We start from the raw sequence: 19,420 nt of genomic DNA on the forward strand, positions 1-19,420 counted from the left end.
CGCCGGGCGCCGTGTCGACTCGAAATGGAAGCTCCATCAGCAGGATTGCGGCTTCACACGGACCGAGAGGTCCGGTTGTCGGGCTCCGGACCCGACGCCGTCACCTCAGCCGGTGCCGGGTGAGCCGATCGTCCGCGCCCGAACGCCGAGTGCGCTCGCCGACGCGGGATTTGCGTCGATGTTCGTCATTGCAACAACGATACGTCGGTCCGCCGCGACGGAGCGAGTGACGATTTCGTGTCGATCCCGGTCAACTCACCACTGCGGTCCCGCAACCACCAGGAACACGACGCCGACCGTCACACCCAACGCCCCGCTGAGGGCTCCGAACAACGCCTCGAGCGACTTCGGTTCGTCGTCCTCGACATCCACGGCACGGGACGCGGCCACACCGGTGACGATCGCACCGATACCGAGCAGGATGCCCAGACCGAACGTCCAGAATGTGATGACGGACAGGGCCCCGAGCGCGAGCGACGTGTCGCTGCCCGCTCGGCGCAGGACCGCCCCGACGGACGCGAGCGGCGATGCGGGACGGCGTTCAGGCCGGGAATCGGGGGCGGGAGTGGGCTCGGGAGCGGAATCGGGCGAACGGTCAGCGACGACGGACATGGTGGAGCGGTACTTTCTCGAGCGAAGGACAGAGGTTGCGAGGTGCGTGGGGACCGCAGACCTAATCGGTACGGGAACCGTGCCCCGTACCGATTCGCGCCGACGGTGGTGCAGGTGCCGTCGGCCCTAGGTGTCTCCCGTCCTGTCGCCCGCCCCCGCCTCGATGGTCCGTGGAGTGTCGGATCCCAGGCGGGTGACCTCGATCCGTCGTGGCTTCGCGCGCTCGGCAACCGGGATCATGACCGTGAGGACACCATTTTCGTAACTGGCAGAGACCTTTTCGACATCCACGTCGTCGCCGAGAGAGAGCTGACGACGGTACGTTCCGCTGAACCGCTCGGACGCGAGCCACTGGACGTTCTCCTCCGAGGGCGCGCTGCGGTGCGCCGTGAGGGTCATCGTCCCGTTCTCGATGTTGACGTCGACCGAGCCGGGATCGACACCGGGCAGGTCTGCATGGAGGACGTAGTGATCGTCGACTCGGTAGAGGTCCATCGGCATGAACCGCGGTACGCGCGTGCTACCCATCGGGTTGGAGAGAAGGCTTCGAGTCAGTGCATCAATATCCGAAAAGGGATCGAAGCGCAGCACAGCAACACACCTCCTGAGCATCTCCGGTGCCCGCCACCCGACGGGCAGCCGATCAACTGTGCATTACCAAAATTAGCACTCCCACCCGATGAGTGCCAATCGTTTGTTCGGTCGATCGCAACAGGGCCCGGAGGGCTACTTCCCTCGCCGAAACAGCTTGTTACCCAGCCACACCACAGGGTCGTACCGCATGTCGGCGACGCGTTCCTTCATCGGGATCAGCGCGTTGTCGGTGATGTGGATGTTCTCCGGACACACATCGGTGCAGCATTTGGTGATGTTGCACAGCCCCAGCCCGAACTCGGACTGGGCGGCGTCGCGGCGATCCGCGGTGTCGAGGGGGTGCATCTCGAGCTCGGCGATCCGCATCAGGTAGCGCGGGCCGGCGAACGCCTCCTTGTTCTCCTCGTGGTCCCGCACGACATGACACGTGTTCTGACACAGGAAGCACTCGATGCACTTGCGGAACTCCTGAGACCGCTCGACGTCCACCTGCTTCATCCGGTACTCGCCCGGCGCCAGACCGGGCGGCGGCGTGAACGACGGGATCTCGCGCGCCTTGGTGTAGTTGAACGACACGTCGGTGACGAGATCGCGGATGACGGGGAAGGAACGCATCGGGGTGACGGTCACGACGTCGTTCTCGCCGAACGTCGACATCCGGGTCATGCACATCAGCCGTGGTTGACCGTTGATCTCCGCCGAGCACGACCCGCACTTGCCGGCCTTGCAGTTCCAGCGCACCGCCAGATCCGAGGACTGCGTCGCCTGGATGCGGTGGATGATGTCGAGGACCACCTCGCCCTCGTTGACCTCCACCGTGTAGTCGCACAGGTCCCCGCCCGACGCGTCGCCGCGCCACACCCGAAACTTCGCGTCGTAGCCCATGTCAGGTCGCCCTTCCCGGATGCCCTTCGAGCTCGGCATCCGTGTAGTACTTCCCCAGCTCGTCGATCTCGAAGAGCGCCAACAGATCCGGACGCATCGGCGTCTGCTCCTCGCGCGTGACGATCACGTCGGGGATCGCGACGTCGTCGCCGAGTGCCGGATCGCCGCGCACCGTGCTGCAGACCAGCAGTGTCGACCGCCACTGCGGGTCCATCGACGGGTAGTCGTCGCGCGTGTGCCCGCCGCGACTCTCGGTCCGCATGAGGGCGGCGCGCGCGACGCACTCGCTCACCAGCACCATGTTCAGCAGATCCAGCGCCAGGTGCCACCCCGGGTTGAACTGGCGGTGGCCCTCGACCGTCACCCCACCGACGCGAGACTTGATGTCGTCGAGCCTCGCGACTGCCCGCTCCACCTCCTCCTCGTTGCGAATGATGCCGACCAGGTCGTTCATGGTCTGCTGCAACTCGGTGTGCAGGGTGTAGGGGTTCTCCCCGAGCCCCTCCGCGGGCGGGTCGAACGGCGCGAGGGCCGCGGCCGCCGCGGCCACGACATCCGATTCGGTGACCGCAGGACGGGTCTCGAGGGACTGGACGTAGTCGGCCGCCCCGAGCCCGGCGCGCCGACCGAAGACCAGCAGGTCCGACAGCGAGTTTCCGCCGAGCCGGTTCGATCCGTGCATGCCCCCGGAGCATTCTCCGGCAGCGAAAAGGCCGGGCACCGTGGATGATCCGGTATCGGGATCGACTTCGATGCCGCCCATCACGTAGTGGCAGGTGGGACCGACCTCCATCTGCTCCTTCGTGATGTCGACGTCGGCGAGTTCCTTGAACTGATGGTGCATCGACGGCAGCCGCCGCACGATCTCGTCCGCCGGCATCCGGGACGCGATGTCGAGGTACACGCCACCGTGCGGGGTGGACCGTCCGGCCTTGACCTCGGAGTTGATCGCCCGCGCCACCTCGTCACGGGGCAGCAGGTCGGGTGTACGACGGTTGTTGTCCGGATCGTCGTACCACTTGTCGGCCTCCTCCGCGGTCTCCGCGTACTGACCTTTGAACACCGCGGGGATGTAGGAGAACATGAACCGCTCGCCGTCCGAGTTCTTCAGCACCCCGCCGTCGCCGCGGACGCCCTCGGTGACGAGGATGCCCTTCACGCTGGGCGGCCACACCATCCCCGTCGGGTGGAACTGGACGAACTCCATGTTGATCAGGTTCGCCCCGGCCCGCAGCGCCAACGCGTGGCCGTCGCCGGTGTACTCCCACGAGTTGGACGTGACCTTGAACGACTTGCCGATTCCGCCGGTCGCCATGACGATCGCGGGGGCGTCGAACAGCACGAACCGCCCCGACTCGCGCCAGTACCCGAAGGCGCCGGCGATCCGGTCGCCGTCCTTGAGGAGTTCGGTGATCGTGCACTCCGCGAAGACCTTCACGCGCGCCTCGTAGTCGCCGGTCTCCGCGAAGTCCTCCTGCTGCAACGAGACGATCTTCTGCTGCATCGTGCGGATCAGTTCGAGCCCGGTGCGGTCCCCCACGTGCGCCAGGCGCGGATAGGTGTGCCCACCGAAGTTGCGCTGGCTGATCCGGCCGTCCGGGGTGCGGTCGAACAACGCGCCGTAGGTCTCGAGTTCCCACACCCGATCCGGCGCCTCCCGCGCATGCAGTTCGGCCATCCGCCAGTTGTTGAGGAACTTGCCGCCACGCATGGTGTCGCCGAAGTGGACCTGCCAACTGTCCTTGGAGTTCGCGTTGCCCATCGCGGCGGCGCAGCCGCCCTCCGCCATCACGGTGTGAGCCTTCCCGAACAGCGACTTGCACACCACGGCCACCGACAGGCCCCGTTCGCGCGCCTCGATGACCGCCCGCAGCCCGGCGCCGCCGGCGCCGATCACCACCACGTCGTACTTGTGCCGCTCCACCTCTGCCACGAATTCCCCCTCCAGCTGGAATCGCTCGTGCCCGTCGAGCCCGTCAGTTGATGAGACGCAGGTCGGAGATGGTGCCGCTCGCGACCAGCATGATGTAGAAGTCGGTGATGATCAGGGTCGCCAGCGTGGTCCACGCCAACTGCATGTGGCGGGTGTTGAGCTTGCTCACCCACGTCCACAGCCGATAGCGGACCGGGTGTGCCGAGAAGTGCTTGAGCCGGCCGCCGGTGACGTGGCGGCACGAGTGGCACGACAGCGTGTACGCCCACAGCAGGATCACGTTGACCGTGATGATCAGGCTGCCCAGGCCGAGGCCGAAGCTGCCGTTGGGGCCCTCGTACGCCCGCACCGCGTCGTACGTGTTGACCAGTGACACCACCAACGCGACGTAGAAGAAGTAGCGGTGGGCGTTCTGCACGATCAACGGCAGCCGCGTCTCCCCGGTGTAGGTGGCGTGGGGCTCGGCCACCGCGCAGGCAGGCGGCGCCAACCAGATCGACCGATAGTAGGCCTTGCGGTAGTAGTAGCAGGTGAGACGGAAACCGAGCAGGAACGGCAACACCAGGAAGCCGAGCGGAATCCACATCGGCAGCTCGCCGACCCAGGTGCCGAAATGACTCGCACCCGGCACACACGACTCGCTGATGCACGGCGAGTAGAACGGCGTCAGGTAGTGGTAGTCGTCCACCCAGTACGCGGTCCGCACGAACGAGCGGACCGTCGCGTACACGACGAAGACCGCGAGCCCGAGCGTCGTGAGCAGCGGCGCCAGCCACCACCGGTCGGTGCGCAACGTGCGCGCACCGATGTCCGCCCGAGCCGGCGATGGTGCACCGATCTCGGTCACGCGGGGCGCCCTCACGCGTTCTCGTGCGGGTTGCCGCCAAGGCCTTCGTCGTCGGCCCCCTGCCACAGCGAACGGTCGTAGGGCGTGTCCGGCACCTGTACACGCTCGGTGCCCGCCCCGACCGTGGGCCGCGGAGGCGATTCGGTGAGGTCGTGGGCGTCGATGTCGAGACGATCGACGTCGTTGGCCAGCCGGCGCACGGCCGACGCGTCGCCGTAGACGTCACGCAGCGACCCGACGCACTCCCGCAGATGGCCGATCGTGCGCTGCAGATCCATCACTTCGGTGGTGGTCATCGGTACCTCCGAGAAGCTTCGAAAAGCACTGTTCGAATCCTCGGCCGATCGGAGCGGTACCAGGGCTGTCGGTCCGCCGCCCGATCTGCCTTCTCGATGTGATGGCACTCACAGTACGTGAAGCGTCGCCGTGTCGCCGCGAATTACCCCGACGGCACCGGGCCGTCGGAATTCCCCAGCACAGCGGGGCGCCTGGCCACGACAGCGAAGTTGAGAGGAATCCGCGGCGCTCCGGGTCGCAGCTCCCACCCGCGCCGACACGGGACGAGATCGTCGAACGCGGGCCAGTCCATGTACGGCAGCTCGACCAGGGATTCGATCGTCAAGCCGGCCTCCAGGAGGGAGCCGACGACTTCGCCGAGGTCGTGGCGCCACTCGTAGTTCGTCACATGCGCGATCTGCCCGGCCGAATCCTCGGTGTACGTTCCCGAGTCGTCGTAGGTGCGGTGACCACCCCCGCCGAGATAGTCGTCGACGATCTCCCACGGCTCGTGGTCCATCGACCCGAGAATCGGATGGTCGTCGCGAATCATGAACACGCCTCCCGGTTCGAGGAGGTCGTGGATCGACTGGGCCCACGTCGCCAATTCCGGCAGCCACACGATCGTGCCGGCACTCGTGACGACGGTTGCGAACCGGCGGTCGATCAGGGTCGATGCATACCGGGCGTCGCCTTCCACCCAGCGGATGTCACGCCCGTCGGCGGCCGCGATCCGCGCCGCGTGGTCCAACGAGTTCGGCGACAGATCGAGTCCGTGCACGTCCACGGCGCCGAGCCGCGCCCACGAGATCGTGTCGGTGCCGATGTGACACTGCAGGTGCAGCAGACTGCGGCCGCGCACCCCCGAGTCCGGCAGGTGGGGCGCAAGCACCGAAAGATCGTTCACAACGACTTGCGAGATCGTCCCCGGATCGGCGAGGAAGCCCTCGACGTCGTACATCTTCGATCGCGCGTGGACGTCCGCCCGGTCGTTCCAGTTCGCCCGGTTGGCGGCGATGGCCTCCGTGGCCTCTGTGGCCTCTGTGGTCTCTGTGGTCTGCACGACCCGTCCTCCCGTATGCGTACGCGTATGTCGACTCGACCGTGTCTAGCACGGACATATGCGTCCGGCGCAGCGATTTTCTGCGCCTCGGGCCGTCGGATCGGGTTGTTCAGCCGATCGAGGCGGCGAGCCATTCGGGGTCGAACCAGCCCGGCGCGGCACTCGCGAATCGAGCCTCGTCGAGACGCCCACTCCCCTCCGGGATGCGCCCGACCAGCGCGGCCCCCGTCACGTTCGGCAGATCCTCGAGATTGCAGCGCATCGCGAGATCGGGTTCGACGGGCCACGATCCGACGACGAAGCCCGAGCACTTCACGCCCGCCGCGGCCAGCGATTCGGCCGTCAACGCACAGTGGTTGAGCGTGCCCAATCCGGGCGCAGCCACCACGACGACAGGCGCATCCAGGTCGGCGGCGACGTCGCGCACCGTGAAGCCGTCCGCGCCCAGACGCACCAGCAGTCCCCCGGCGCCCTCGACGATCGTCACGTCGTACGTGGCATCCAGTTCGCGCACGACGGCCACGACATCGGACCGGGTGAGCATCGGCATGCCACTGCGCCGGGCCGCCGTGTCCGGGGCGAGCGGTTCGGGATACCGGGCGAGTTCGACCGTCGCCGTCACACCGCTCAGCCGCGTGACCTCCGCCAGATCGCCCGGCTCGTCCGCCGTGACACCCGTCTGCGCCGGCTTGCACACCGCGACCGATCGGCCCGCTGCCCGAAGCGCGGCCACGAGCGCCGCGGTGACGATCGTCTTGCCGACGTCCGTCGAGGTACCGGACACAACGAGCACGCTCACGCCGATACTCCCACGCGATTGCCCGAAAGCACCTCGGCGAGAATACTTTCGATCCGTTCCATCTCGTCGGCATCGATCGTCGCGCGCGCGGTCAGGCGCAGCCGCGACGTGCCCTCGGGCACCGACGGCGGTCGGAAACAGCCCACGTGCAGCCCCCGTTCCCGGCACGCGACCGCTGCGGTGAACGCCACCTCCGGATCCCCGAGGATCACCGAGACCACGGCCGATGCCGGATCTGTTACCCCGGTGATGCGCGCCAGGTCGCGGGCCCGGTCGAGCACCGCGGACGCGCGCTCCGGCTCCCGGATCAGCACGGCCAGCGCGGCACGTGCGGCCCCGACCGCGGCGGGCGCGAGGCCGGTGTCGAAGATGAACGTGCGCGCCGTGTCGACCAGGTGTGCACGCACCTTCTCCGACGCCAGCACCACGCCGCCCTGGCTGGCCAGCGACTTCGACAGGGTCGCCGTGACCACGACGTCGGGCTCCCCCGCCAGTCCGACCTCGTGGACGAGGCCGCGGCCGCCCGACCCGCGGACGCCGAGCCCGTGGGCCTCGTCGACCAGCAGCACCGCGCCGTGCTCGCGGCACACACGGTGCATCGCGGCGAGCGGCGCAAGGTCGCCGTCCGCGCTGAAAACCGAGTCGGTGAGCACCAGCGCGCGTTCCTCGGCGCGTTCGGCCAGCGCGCGGCGGAGGAACTCGATGTCGGCGTGCGGTGCCACCACGACCCGGGAGCGGGACAACCGGCACGCGTCGACCAGCGAGGCATGGCAGCCCGCATCGGACACGATCAGCGCGCCGGGACCCGAGAGTGCCGTGACGGCACCGAGATTCGCGGCGTAGCCGCTCGCGAAGACCAGGCCGGCCTCGGCGCCGACGAACTCGGCGAGTTCACGTTCGAGCAGTTCGTGATCCGACGTCGTGCCCGTCACCAGCCGCGATCCGGTCGCGCCACCGCCCCAGCGACGGACCGCGTCGACGGCGCCGTCGATCACCTCGGGGTGCCGGACGAGACCCAGGTAGTCGTTGGAGGCGAGGTCGATCACCGAGTCGGACGCGCCGCGTGCCCGCAGCTCGCGACGCAGACCGGCCGCCCGCCGATCACGTTCGACGTCGTCCAGCCAGCTCAGCGCATTGCCCTCGGTACCCACCCGAAGCACGATACAAGCCCACTTGAACAGCGTTCAAGTGGGCTTGCGGTCAGGCCGCCTGGCTTCGCGCGGCCGCCACCATGCCGGTGGTGAGCCGGTCCAGATCCTCGGCGGTACAGATGTAGGGCGGCATCGCGTAGATCAGATTCCGGAACGGGCGCAGCCACACCCCCGCCCCGACAGCGGCGTCGGTCGCGGTCTGCATGTCGACCGGTTCGGCCAACTCGATCACCCCGATGCCGCCGAGCACCCGGACGTCGACGACACCGGGAATGTCCCGCGCGGGTGCCAGCCCGCGTTCGAGCCCCTCGTTCAGCGCCGCGACCTCGGCCCGCCAGTCGCGCGAGAGCAGCAACTCCACCGCCGCGACCGCGACCGCACAGGCCATCGGGTTCCCCATGAACGTCGGGCCGTGCATGATCCCGCCGCCCTCGCCTGCGCTGATCGTCTCGGCCACCTCGGTGGTGCACAGCGTCGCGGCGAGCGTGAGATAGCCGCCGGTGAGGGCCTTGCCGACACACATCACGTCGGGCGCGATCCCCGCGTGGTCGGCGGCGAACAGCTCGCCGGTGCGACCGAATCCGGTGGCGATCTCGTCGAACACCAGCAGCAGATCGTGCTCGTCGCACATGCGGCGCAACTCGCGGAGGTAGTGCGGGTGGTGGAACCGCATGCCCCCCGCCCCCTGCACGACGGGCTCGACGATGATCGCCGCCAACTCGTCGCGGTGTTCGATCACGAGCCGCTCGAACTCCGCGACGTACGCGGCGTCGTACTCGCGCGGCGGCGCGGGCGCGAACACCTGCCGGGCCAGCACGTCCGTCCACATCGAGTGCATGCCCCCGTCCGGGTCGCACACGCTCATCGGCGCGAACGTGTCCCCGTGGTAGCCGCCCCGCCACGTCAGCAGCCGGTGCTTCTCCGGTCGCCCCTGGGCGCGCCAGTACTGCAGGCACATCTTCACGGCGACCTCCACCGACACCGAGCCGGAGTCGGCGAGGAACACCTTCTCCAGACCGGCGGGTGTGATCTCGACCAGCAACTCCGCGAGACGTGCGGCCGGCGCGTGGGTGAGCCCGCCGAACATGACATGACTCATCCGGCCGAGCTGATCGGTGACCGCGGCATCGAGGACCGGATTGCGATACCCGTGCACCGCGGACCACCACGAGCTCATACCGTCGACCAGTTCGGTGCCGTCCGCGAGGGTGAGGCGAGCGCCCTCCGCGGACTCGACGACCAGGGGGGCCGTCGACGCGGGAAACGCCCCGTAGGGATGCCACAGGTGTTCGGTGTCGATCGCGACGATCCGCTCGGAAGACATGCGCAAGGAGTTCACGGCGCTCGACTGTATGTGCTCGGGCGCGACGGTCGACGCGGCAGGTATTTTGGGGACGTCGCCGCCGCGACCGTTCCGCGGCAATCCGGGATTCCTCCCGCGCCGCCTCGAAAGGATCGCGTGTCAGTCCGCTCCACCGCCCCGACCCTCGGTGGCCCCTCGGGCTCCGAAAGCCGCATTCGCCCAGTTCACCGCCGTGATCTCGACGGTCTCCGCGGCCTCGCGATCGGGCTGGTGGTCGTCTACCACGTGTGGTTCGGACGGGTCTCCGGCGGCGTCGACATCTTCCTGGCGCTGTCCGGGTTCTTCTTCGTCGGGTCGCTGCTGCGGGTCGCTGAGGGTCCGTCTCGACTCGATCCACGCCCCGTCGTGGGGCGAATCACTCGACGACTCGGACCGCCTCTCGTCGTGGTGCTCGCGGCGACGGTCGCGTTCACCGTCTGGGTCCATCCGGCGACGTTGTGGTTCGACATCGCGCGGCAGACGACCGCCTCGCTGACGTTCCTCCAGAACTGGCACCTCGCCGACACCGCGAGCGACTACCTGGCCGCCGACCCGTCGGTGAGCCCGTTGCAGCACCTGTGGTCGATCTCCGTGCAGGGCCAGTTCTACCTCGCCGCGATCGTTGTCGTGTTCGCGGTCGCGTGGCTGTTGCGGGCCCGCGGGTTGCCCGTCCGCGGGCCGCTCGCGGTCGTCCTCGCGGCCCTGGCCGCCGCGTCCCTGATCTATGCGACGACCAGTGAACTGCCGCAGACGTGGCTGTATTACGACACCGCCGCGCGGATGTGGGAACTGCTCGCCGGCGGTGTGCTGGCGTGCGTCGCACCGTGGATCCGGGTGCCGCGCGGGTGGCGGATCGCGCTGTCCGTCACCGGCCTGGCGATCGTTCTCGGCTGCGGCATGGTGCTCGACGGACGCAGCGAGTTCCCCGGACCGTGGGCGCTGGTCCCGGTCGGCGCCGCGCTCGCCTTCATCGTCGCGGGCGCGCAACCGGCGGACGATGCTCGCGCGAATCCGGTCTCGAACCTGCTCACCTCGCGGCCGCTGCTACGTCTCGGCACCGTCGCGTACGCGCTGTACCTGTGGCACTGGCCGATCCTCATCGGCTATCTGGTGATCGCCGATCGCCCGTCGGCGAGCGTCGCCGGCGGGGCCATCGTGATCGCGGTGTCGCTGGTCCTCGCGGAACTGACGACCCGACTGGTCGAGACCCCGATCCGTAGGACCGCCGATCGCGGAGTGGCACGGTCGGCGCTCGTCGCGGCCGTCGCGGCGCTCGCGGTGATCGTGGGTGCCGCATCGGTGACCTGGACCGACTTCGTCGACCGCCGGACAACGCAATGGGCCCAGCAGGGACCACTCGATCCGGTCACCTACCCGGGTGCGGCCGCGCTCACGTCCGGCGCCGACGTCGTGACGGCGCGCGAGCAGCCGTCCCGGTTCGTCGCGCACGCCGACCTGCCGCCGACCACGGGCGACGGATGCATGTCGCAGTCCGGCCAGATCGAGGCCCTCACCTGCACGTACGGCGACGTCGATGCCGAGCGGAGTATCGCGGTGATCGGTGGATCGCACGCCGAGCACTGGATTCCGGCCCTGGACATCCTGGCCCGGGAGCACCGTTTCCGTCTGGAAACGTTCCTGAAGGTGGGCTGCCCCGCCCTGTTGCCCGTCGGCCCCGACTACCCGATCGGCGAGTGCGAGGAGTGGACGTTCGGGGTGGTCGACGCCCTCACGGAGATGCACCCCGACTACGTCTTCAGCACCTCGACCCGGCCCCGCCCCGGCGAGCCCGGCGACTACACCCCTGAGACGTACGTCGCGCTCTGGCAGGAACTGGCGACCCGGGATCTGCCCGTGATCGCGCTGCGCGACACGCCATGGCTCGAGGAGGACGGCGTCAGCTACCGGGCGGCGGACTGCCTCGCCCGGCGTGGGGGCAACGCAGACTCGTGCGGCATCGACCGTGCGGAGGTCCTCGAGCCCGTCGACCCGGCGCAGGCCGCCGCGGCGTACCTGCCGACCGTCCAGCTACTCGACCTGTCCGACGCCGTGTGCAGGACCGACCGATGCCGCGTGGTCGAGGGCAACATCCTGGTCTACCGCGACGACGACCACCTGACCGCGACCTACGTGCGCACCCTCGCGCCCGAACTGGGCAACCGCCTCGGCCCCGCCACCGGGTGGTGGTGACGGGGCCGCGGGCGCGGGCTCAGTGCGCCACCGGGCACTTACCGGCGTAGTCCACCTGGAGTTCCTTGATCCCGTTGATCCACCCGGACCGCAGCCGCCGCGGGTCACCGAGTTTGGTGATGTCCGGCATGTGGTCGGCGATCGCGTTGAACATCAACTCGATCTCCATGCGCGCCAGGTTCGCCCCGATGCAATAGTGCGCCCCGGTGCCACCGAAGCTCAGGTGGTCGTTGTCGGCTCGCGTGATGTCGAACTGCATGGGGTTCTCGAACACGTCCTCGTCGAAGTTGGCGGACGAGTAGAACATGACGACACGGTCGCCCTTGCGGATCTGCTGACCACCGAGTTCGGTGTCGGACAACGCGGTTCGCTGGAATCCGACGACCGGCGTGGCCCAGCGGATGATCTCGTCGACCGCCGTGGCCGGACGCTCCCGCCGGTACAACTCCCACTGGTCGGGGTTGTCCATGAACGCCATGATCCCGTGCGTGATCGCGTTGCGCGTGGTCTCGTTGCCCGCGACCGCGAGCAGCAGCACGAAGAACCCGAATTCCTCGGAAGCCAGGGCGTCGCCGTCGATGTCGGCCTCGACGAGCGTGGTGACGATGTCCTGCGCGGGACACTTGCGCCTCTCCTCCGCCATCGCATACGAGTAGGCGAGAATCTCCGCGGACGCCGTCGCCGATTCCTGCGCGAACTCGGGATCGTCGTAGCCCATCATCTGGTTCGACCAGTCGAAGATCTTGTGGCGGTCCTCCTGCGGCACACCGATCAACTCCGCGATGGCCTGCAGGGGCAGCTCGCATGCGACCTGTTCGACGAAGTCGCCGGCGCCGGCGGCGACCGCCTGCTGGACGATCTGTTCCGCCCGCGCCTTCAACGCCGGACGCAGACTCTGGACGGCACGCGGGGTGAAACCACGAGCGATGATCTTGCGGAGCTTGGTGTGATCGGGCGCATCCTTGTTGATCAACAGGTGCCGCATCATCTCGACGGTCTCGCGGGGCATGTCGTCGCCGAAGCGGGCGATCGCCGTGTTCTCCCACGTCGAGAACACCTCGCCGTTGCGCGAGACCTCCTTGACGTCGGCGTGCCGGGACACCGCCCAGTAGCCGGCGTCTGGGTATCCGCCCTTCGTCGGCGGCTGCTCCACCCACCAGACCGGAGCCGACTTCCGGAGTGCCGCGAACTCCTCGATCGGCAACCGGGTCTCGTACACATCGGGGTCCGTGAAGTCGAATCCTTCGGGGATGCCGGGAACCGCCACGTCGTACTCCTTCGCTCGGGGATATCGCCGACCACGTCTTCCGTCGTCGTGACGATCGTCACACGGAAGGGTGCGATCTCGCTTGGCCGATCTGCCCAGTCCAGCGCGGACCTTTTGTGCGACCCGCACATCCCGACATTTGTGCGACCCGCACATCCCGACATTTGTGCGACCCGCACATCCCGGCGCACCGCGGGTCAGCCCCCGAAGGTGTCGAAGCAAGCCAACGCCAGTTCGAGTTCGAGGTGCCGCCCCGTCAGATCGCGCCCGAGCGTGGCCTCCACCTGCTGGATCCGGTACCGCACCGTGTTCTTGTGGACACCGAGCCTGCGGGCCGCGGCTTCATGGCTACCGCGGCAGGCCAACACTTCGCGCAGCGTGTCCCGGAGACGCTCCGCGGTGGCATCCTCACCCCGCAGGCCCCCGAGTTCCCGCTCGACGAGTGCCCGCATCGACTCCGGATCCGCCGACAGCATCGACACCACCTCGACGTCGCGATACCGCGTGACGGTCGCACGACGGCGACCGGACTCGGCGATCCGTTGCGCCGCAATCGCTTCCCGGTGGCTGCGACGGAATCCGTCGATCCCGGCGGCCGGCTCGCCCAGCGCGAGCCGCACCCCCTTCGGCACCGACAGCGGATCGACCGTCCACGGATCAGCGTCACCGTCGTCGGTGGCGATCCACGCCCACACCCCGTGCGCCCCGGAGGGCACCGACAGACTGCGACGTGCCCCGGCCAGACGCGCCACGACCGATTCGAGGGATCCACCGGACGATGTGGATTCATCCGCCCACAGCACGACCGCGATGTGCGCCCGCTGCAGCGGATACCCGAGCCTGGCCGACGCCTGCGTCTGGTCTCCGCCGCCGTCGAGGATCTCCCGCACCGCCGTCACCCGGTACGCGAACGCGCCCTGCAGCAGACGTTCCCGCTCCTGCGCGTAGGTGACCGCAAGCTCGTCGAGCATGGAGTTGAGCAGTTCACCGGTCTGCGACCACATCGTGGTGAGCACCTGGATCTTGAAGTCGGGGTCCAACGACTCCTGCTCTATCAGCGCGGACGTGAAGCCCAGCATCGCGCGGTGGCCGGCGTGGTAGATCCGCGAGAGCACCCGCAGCTCCAGACCCCGCTGCGCGACGGTACGCGCCAGTGCGTGCGTCTCCTCCGACACCGCGGCCGCGGCCGGGCCGTCCGCCAACGGCCCACTGGCCTCGAGGAACGCTCCGAACTGACTGCGGATGGCGGAGCGCAGATCCCGCTCCAGTTCCGCGTCCGACGCCAGTTCCGGCACATCCGCAGCGAACGACTCCTCCAAGTAGGCGAGGAAGGCGCTCAGATGCTCTCGTGTCAGCGTCGTGGTGATGTAGTCCCGCAACCACAAATCGGCACGCGTGTCCTTGCCCACGCGCCCACCTCCCCTGTTCGCGGCGCACCGTCGGCGCCATTGTGTATCGAACGGACCATCGGCGCCGGCAGTTCCTCGAGACCCGCCGAGGATTCGTCGGCGACCGAGGCGAGCCTCGCGCGGTCGTGGAATGCTCGACAGGCAAGGCGAGTTCTCCTCGAACGATCGACGAAGGAGCGCGGTATGCGAGCAATTCAGTACACCCGGATCGGCGGCGAACCCGAACTGGTCGACATCCCGAAACCCGAGCCGGGGCCGGGCGAGGTGCTTCTCGAGATCACCGCCGCCGGTGTGTGTCATTCCGACGAGTTCATCATGAGTCTGCCGACGGAACAGTTCGGCTACGACCTGCCGCTGACGCTCGGCCACGAGGGCGCCGGTCGCGTGGCCGCCGTCGGCGCCGGTGTCACCGATCTCGACGTCGGCACCAACGTGGTGGTCTACGGCCCATGGGGCTGCGGCCGCTGCTGGCACTGCGCTCAAGGACTCGAGAACTATTGTTCGCGTGCAACGGAACTCGGTATCCACCCGCCCGGTCTCGGAGCACCCGGCGCCATCGCGGAGTTCATGGTGGTGGACTCGCCTCGGCACCTCGTACCGATCGGAGACCTCGACCCGGTCGCGACCGTCCCTCTCACCGATGCGGGTCTGACCCCGTATCACGCCATCAAACGGTCGCTGGGCAAGCTCAGGGCAGGATCGTCCGCGGTGGTGATCGGTACCGGTGGACTGGGCCATGTCGCGATCCAGCTGCTCCGCCATCTGTCCCCGGCTCGCGTGATCGCACTCGACGTCAACGACGAGAAGTTGCAGTTCGCCCGTGAGGTCGGAGCCCACGAAGCGGTGTTGTCCGACGCCGACGCCGCGGCGAACGTCCGGAAGATCACCGGCCCCGCCGGCGCGGCTTTAGTCCTCGACTTCGTCGCCGTCCAGCCGACTCTCGACGTCGCCACCGCGGTCGCCGGCGTCGGATCGGACGTCACGATCGTCGGACTCGGCGACGGCAAGGCCACCGCCCGCGTCGGCTTCTTCACCGGCGCATTCGAGACCAATGTGTCAGCGCCGTACTGGGGCTCGCGCAGCGAACTGATCGAGCTCATCGACCTCGCGCACCAGGGCGTCCTCGACATCGCTGTGGAGCGCTTCAGCCTGGACGACGGCGTCGAGGCCTACCGCCGCCTCGCCGCGGGCACGTTGCGGGGACGGGCGGTCATCGTGCCGTGACCGGTGCCAGCGATCTCCTGCCGGTGCCGGCGCTGCTCGGCTACCTGTTACGCGAGAGCCTGCGAACACCCCCACCCACGCCGTAGCGTTGGGCGTGGCCGCCGCCGTCATCCCGATCGCGATGGTGATCGTCACCGATCGAGTCACCGATCTCCTCTACACCTGGATCCCGGATCTCGTCGGGTTCGACGGATATGCCCGGTGGTGGATCTTCGCCGTGCTCACCGGGATCGGGCTCCTGGTGTGGAAGCTTCCGGGTCACGGCGGACCCGACCCGGCGACAGCCGGACTGGTCGGCCCCCCGATCCCGCTCCGCTCGCTCCCCTCGCTGGCGCTGGTGGGTGGCACTCGCCCTCGGCGCGGGTGTGAGCCTGGGTCCGGAGAACCCGCTGATCGCGATCAATGTCGCGGGGGCGGCGTGGATCCTGGCGCGGCTGTGGCCGACCGTGCCGACGAAACGGGTGGTGTGGCTGACGACGTCCGCGACGATCGGAGTGCTGTTCGGGACCCCGCTGGCGGGGCCGTTGGCGTTCGTCGAACTCGCCGGGCGGTGCCCGAAAGGCGAACTGTGGGAGAACATGTTCGCCCCGCTCGTCGCGGCCGGGGCGGGGACGGCGACGATGTTCCTCCTCGATCGCCCGATGCTCATCCTCGACGTGCCCGAGTACCGTTGGCCGACGTTGGGCGCGGTGCTGGGCGCGCTGGTCGTGGCGGTCCGCAGTTGCTGGCTGGGCCTGTTCATCGGGGCGACGATGGTGGCATCGTTCGGGGTGATCCTGGTGCTGTGTGTGGCGGTGCTCCCGGTATGGCTGTTGACGGTCCACCGCGGCCAACTGGTGGTGGGACCCAACACCGGACCGCTCGAGAAACACGCCGGCTGATGCTTTGTCAGAGTCATCTTCCGAGTGAGAGGTGCCGCGGCCGCCGATCTCCGGGGTTGTTGTGCTGCATGTTCTCAAGTCTCGGTGAGTACTGTCTCGTCCGCGTGCGCAGCGTGTCTTGGCTGTGTAACAACGGTGGCGTGGCGGTATCGGTACCGGTGGGAGTCTGGATAATGGGTGCCTGTGGCTCAGATCTTGCTCATCGAGGATGACGAAGCGGTACGCGAAGGACTCAGACTGGGGCTAGGTCAGCTCTCTCATGTCGTGCAGGGAGCCGTCACCGGCCATATGGGTCTCGATTTTCTCCAGATCCAACCGCCCGACGTTGTCATCTTGGATCTCATGTTGCCCGGCATGGACGGTTTCGAGGTCTGCCGAAGAATTCGTTCCGCCAGCAGTGTTCCGATCATCATGCTGAGCGCCCGTGGCGACGATGTGGACATCGTCAGTGGGCTCGAAGCCGGGGCCGACGACTATGTGATCAAGCCGGTCCAGCCTCGGGTTCTCGATGCTCGGATCCGGGCGGTGCTCCGTCGCGGCGAGACGCAATCCACGCCCACGGCCAAGTACGGCGACTTGACGATCGACTACTCCTCGCTGATCGTGGCAAAGCATCACGATCCGCTGATACTGCCCCCGACGGAGCTGCGTCTGCTCCTGACCCTCTCAGCGGCCCCGGAGCAGGTCTTCAGCCGGCAACAGCTGTTGCAGTCCGTGTGGGAGCACGAGTACCTGGGTGATTCGAGACTGGTCGACGCCTGCGTGCAACGACTGCGCGCCAAGATAGAGGACAATCCCGCACAGCCGGTCTACATCCAGACGGTGCGTGGGTTCGGCTACCGCTTCGGACCGGTCTAGGCGGGAACAGCGGATGCGGATTCGGACGCGGCTACCCGGGTGGCGCGGCGGCTTGCGGGCTCGCCTGGTGATCGCCTTCATCCTGGTGACTCTGGCTGCCATAGCCAGTGCCGCCACGGCCGGCTACATCTCCGCCCGCAATTCCCTCCTCGCCGCCGATCAGGACCGCGCCATCCGCGACCTGCGGCAACGCGTCACCGCGCTCGCCCCCGAGCTGCAGTACCCACCAGACCAGGAAACCCTGAACGCATTCGCGGCACAGTTGCCGGGCAACGCCACGGTGACCTACCGCGATCTGCAGTCCACCACTGAATCGGCACACGTCACCATCAACCCGGAGCTCCGCGACGCGGTACGCGACCACACGCGCGTACAGGTGCAGTATGTCTCCACCCCGACCGGGCCCGAGTTGGTGATCGGCATGCCGGTGACGATCTGGCAGCCCGGCGACGCGAGTCAGCCGTCGGGGCTGGAGGTGTATTCCGGCCACGATCTTGCTCCGACCTACCAGCAGGTGCAGGTGCAGAGTCGGACCGCATGGCTGGTCGGTGCCGTCGCGGTGCCGTTCGCCATTCTGGTGGGTTTGTTGTCCTCCAACGGCGTACTTCGCCCGGTACGAGATCTCCGTCATGCCACTCGGCGATTGTCCGCGGGCGATCTCACGGCACGCCTGCGCGTGCGGGGAACCGATGAGCTGGCGGATCTGGCGCACACGTTCAACGAGACCGCTGACGAACTCGAGCGGACGATCGCCGAACTGCAGCGACTGGAGGAAGACGCCCGCAGGTTCGTTGCCGACGTCTCTCATGAGCTCCGAACCCCACTGAGCGCGATGCTCGCGGTGACCGACGTGCTGGAGGCAGACGTCCCGCGTATGCCCGACGATGCCGCGCGATCCGCCGGTCTGCTGGTGCGGGAAACCCGCCGACTTACTCGACTGGTCGAGGACCTCATGGAGGTGTCACGATTCGACGCGGGCACCGCGTCGCTGATCCTCGAGGAGGTGGACGTCGGGGAGGCGATTCGGGCGACCCTGGTGGCCCGCAACTGGGACGACACGGTCGATCTGGACTTACCGAGAGACGTTCGAGCCCAAGTCGATCGACGCAGACTCGACGTGATCATCGCGAACCTGGTCGGTAACGCGCTCCGGCACGGGCGGCCTCCTGTCACTGTCGTGCTTCACGCCGACCGCGATTGGATCGAAGTCGTCGTGAACGACCACGGCGACGGAATCCCAGACGACGCGCTGCCGCACGTCTTCGACCGATTCTTCAAAGCGGACACCGCCCGCGGTCGCTCCGAGAGCAGTGGATTGGGGCTGGCCATCGCACAGCAGAACGCGCGGATACACGGCGGCGACATCGAGGTCGGGAACGTCCCGGGCGGCGGGGCACGTTTCGTGGTTCGGCTACGCCGGAACGCCGACCAGAACCTCAACGAGGTCCAGCACGATCCTGACGATCAGTGATCAGATCCGCCTACTGTGCAGTCGTGGCCAGCACAGCTGGTCACAGCACCGGACATTTGCGGCCAGCAACCTTGTCGCCGGATAGTCCGTTGTGGAGCAAGATATCAACGGATTTGTCCTGGCCTGGGTTGCCGCGCGCGGCGTCGACCGCGAGGGCGGTGCACACCACCTGGTCGACCGCCGGCGGGGAGAGGTCGTAGACCGGTACCGACACGGTGATCACGGTCTCGGTGACGGTGACGTCGATGTCCGCCAGTGAGGCCCCCATCCGGGGCACCTCATTGCGAAGCTCGCGGGTGTCGTCCCGTAGGTCGCGACCGGCACCCAGGCCGAGCATCTGGATGGCGCGGCGGAGGTCGCCGAGCTTCCCCCACGGCTCGTCCCAGACGGTCCCTTGCGGTGCCGTCACCGGGCGCAGCGCGGTCCCGTCGAGGTAGTACAGGGTCGGGCCGGTGGCAATGCCGACCGGGGGCTCGCCGCCGTCTGTGACCCCACTACCCGTTGGGATCTCGCTGCAAGCCACGGTCAGAGTCAACCCCGTCAAGACCAGCAGAAGAGCACGCAGCGCCGCAGTCGGCACCCGGTTCACCCCTCGCACATCGACGATCCTCCCACGAG

The 19,420-nt window shown here is 68.0% G+C and carries 18 protein-coding genes; 5 read left to right on the forward strand and 13 right to left on the reverse strand.

The window, feature by feature from the left end:
- Window positions 1-255: 255 nt before the first annotated feature.
- From J2X34_RS20705 to J2X34_RS20750, 10 genes are all read right to left on the reverse strand, one after another.
- Window positions 256-612, reverse strand: coding sequence for a hypothetical protein (locus J2X34_RS20705; protein ID WP_114719363.1), 357 nt, complete (start codon window positions 610-612; stop codon window positions 256-258).
- 126 nt (window positions 613-738) lie between these two features.
- The gene (locus J2X34_RS20710; protein ID WP_429519558.1) at window positions 739-1,203 is read right to left on the reverse strand and encodes an Hsp20/alpha crystallin family protein; all 465 of its coding nucleotides are present in this window, start codon (window positions 1,201-1,203) and stop codon (window positions 739-741) included.
- 135 nt (window positions 1,204-1,338) lie between these two features.
- Window positions 1,339-2,091, reverse strand: a complete 753-nt coding sequence (locus J2X34_RS20715) for a succinate dehydrogenase/fumarate reductase iron-sulfur subunit (protein ID WP_429519680.1) — start codon at window positions 2,089-2,091, stop codon at window positions 1,339-1,341.
- Window position 2,092: 1 nt separating this feature from the next.
- The gene (locus J2X34_RS20720; protein WP_429519560.1) at window positions 2,093-4,024 is read right to left on the reverse strand and encodes a fumarate reductase/succinate dehydrogenase flavoprotein subunit; all 1,932 of its coding nucleotides are present in this window, start codon (window positions 4,022-4,024) and stop codon (window positions 2,093-2,095) included.
- 43 nt (window positions 4,025-4,067) lie between these two features.
- Window positions 4,068-4,871 (reverse strand): hypothetical protein, encoded by an 804-nt coding sequence (locus J2X34_RS20725; protein WP_258557664.1) that lies wholly within the window; start codon window positions 4,869-4,871, stop codon window positions 4,068-4,070.
- 11 nt (window positions 4,872-4,882) lie between these two features.
- The gene (locus J2X34_RS20730; protein WP_114719358.1) at window positions 4,883-5,167 is read right to left on the reverse strand and encodes a hypothetical protein; all 285 of its coding nucleotides are present in this window, start codon (window positions 5,165-5,167) and stop codon (window positions 4,883-4,885) included.
- Between the two features lie 143 nt (window positions 5,168-5,310).
- Window positions 5,311-6,210, reverse strand: coding sequence for a class I SAM-dependent methyltransferase (locus J2X34_RS20735; protein ID WP_114719357.1), 900 nt, complete (start codon window positions 6,208-6,210; stop codon window positions 5,311-5,313).
- A 109-nt stretch (window positions 6,211-6,319) separates the two neighbouring features.
- Window positions 6,320-7,009: a dethiobiotin synthase gene (gene bioD, locus J2X34_RS20740; RefSeq protein ID WP_114719356.1), complete on the reverse strand. Its 690-nt coding sequence runs from the start codon at window positions 7,007-7,009 to the stop codon at window positions 6,320-6,322.
- Entirely contained in the window at window positions 7,006-8,172 is a 1,167-nt protein-coding gene (locus J2X34_RS20745) for an 8-amino-7-oxononanoate synthase (RefSeq protein ID WP_114719355.1), read from the reverse strand. Before J2X34_RS20745 ends, bioD begins: the two co-directional genes overlap by 4 nt.
- Before the next feature lie 37 nt (window positions 8,173-8,209).
- The gene (locus J2X34_RS20750; RefSeq protein WP_397484385.1) at window positions 8,210-9,484 is read right to left on the reverse strand and encodes an adenosylmethionine--8-amino-7-oxononanoate transaminase; all 1,275 of its coding nucleotides are present in this window, start codon (window positions 9,482-9,484) and stop codon (window positions 8,210-8,212) included.
- A gap of 135 nt (window positions 9,485-9,619) precedes the next feature.
- On the opposite strand from J2X34_RS20750, the gene J2X34_RS20755 reads away from it, so the two are divergent.
- A complete protein-coding gene (locus J2X34_RS20755) occupies window positions 9,620-11,692 on the forward strand; it encodes an acyltransferase family protein (protein ID WP_429519563.1) in 2,073 nt (690 codons plus the stop codon).
- Window positions 11,693-11,711: 19 nt separating this feature from the next.
- On the opposite strand, the gene J2X34_RS20760 is transcribed toward J2X34_RS20755, so the two are convergent.
- Together J2X34_RS20760 and J2X34_RS20765 are read right to left on the reverse strand one after the other, a co-directional pair.
- Window positions 11,712-12,959, reverse strand: a complete 1,248-nt coding sequence (locus J2X34_RS20760; protein WP_429519565.1) for a cytochrome P450 — start codon at window positions 12,957-12,959, stop codon at window positions 11,712-11,714.
- Window positions 12,960-13,156: 197 nt separating this feature from the next.
- Window positions 13,157-14,368 (reverse strand): PucR family transcriptional regulator, encoded by a 1,212-nt coding sequence (locus J2X34_RS20765; RefSeq protein WP_429519567.1) that lies wholly within the window; start codon window positions 14,366-14,368, stop codon window positions 13,157-13,159.
- A 183-nt stretch (window positions 14,369-14,551) separates the two neighbouring features.
- On the opposite strand from J2X34_RS20765, the gene J2X34_RS20770 reads away from it, so the two are divergent.
- The 4 genes from J2X34_RS20770 to J2X34_RS20785 all read left to right on the forward strand — a co-directional run bounded on the left by J2X34_RS20770 (window position 14,552) and on the right by J2X34_RS20785 (window position 18,802).
- Window positions 14,552-15,592 carry an NAD(P)-dependent alcohol dehydrogenase gene (locus J2X34_RS20770; RefSeq protein ID WP_114719351.1) on the forward strand — a complete coding sequence of 347 codons (1,041 nt, stop codon included), beginning with the start codon at window positions 14,552-14,554 and terminating at the stop codon, window positions 15,590-15,592.
- Between the two features lie 341 nt (window positions 15,593-15,933).
- Window positions 15,934-16,473, forward strand: a complete 540-nt coding sequence (locus tag J2X34_RS20775) for a chloride channel protein (protein ID WP_258557663.1) — start codon at window positions 15,934-15,936, stop codon at window positions 16,471-16,473.
- Window positions 16,474-16,656: 183 nt separating this feature from the next.
- A complete protein-coding gene (locus tag J2X34_RS20780) occupies window positions 16,657-17,331 on the forward strand; it encodes a response regulator (RefSeq protein WP_429519570.1) in 675 nt (224 codons plus the stop codon).
- 13 nt (window positions 17,332-17,344) lie between these two features.
- On the forward strand, window positions 17,345-18,802 hold the full coding sequence (locus J2X34_RS20785; protein WP_429519572.1) for an ATP-binding protein: 1,458 nt from the start codon (window positions 17,345-17,347) through the stop codon (window positions 18,800-18,802).
- 40 nt (window positions 18,803-18,842) lie between these two features.
- On the opposite strand, the gene J2X34_RS20790 is transcribed toward J2X34_RS20785, so the two are convergent.
- A complete protein-coding gene (locus J2X34_RS20790) occupies window positions 18,843-19,391 on the reverse strand; it encodes a hypothetical protein (protein ID WP_429519574.1) in 549 nt (182 codons plus the stop codon).
- Between the last annotated feature and the right edge of the window lie 29 nt (window positions 19,392-19,420).

Origin of the sequence: Rhodococcus sp. BE178, assembly GCF_050433545.1 — a bacterium.
GTDB lineage: Bacteria > Actinomycetota > Actinomycetes > Mycobacteriales > Mycobacteriaceae > Prescottella.

Coding starts and splice junctions, on each gene's coding strand:
- J2X34_RS20705 (WP_114719363.1), bottom strand. CDS start 612: ATGTCCGTCGTCGCTGACCGTTCGCCCGATTCCGCTCCCGAGCCCACT.
- J2X34_RS20715 (WP_429519680.1), bottom strand. CDS start 2,091: ATGGGCTACGACGCGAAGTTTCGGGTGTGGCGCGGCGACGCGTCGGGC.
- J2X34_RS20730 (WP_114719358.1), bottom strand. CDS start 5,167: ATGACCACCACCGAAGTGATGGATCTGCAGCGCACGATCGGCCATCTG.
- J2X34_RS20750 (WP_397484385.1), bottom strand. CDS start 9,484: ATGTCTTCCGAGCGGATCGTCGCGATCGACACCGAACACCTGTGGCAT.
- J2X34_RS20770 (WP_114719351.1), top strand. CDS start 14,552: ATGCGAGCAATTCAGTACACCCGGATCGGCGGCGAACCCGAACTGGTC.
- J2X34_RS20785 (WP_429519572.1), top strand. CDS start 17,345: ATGCGGATTCGGACGCGGCTACCCGGGTGGCGCGGCGGCTTGCGGGCT.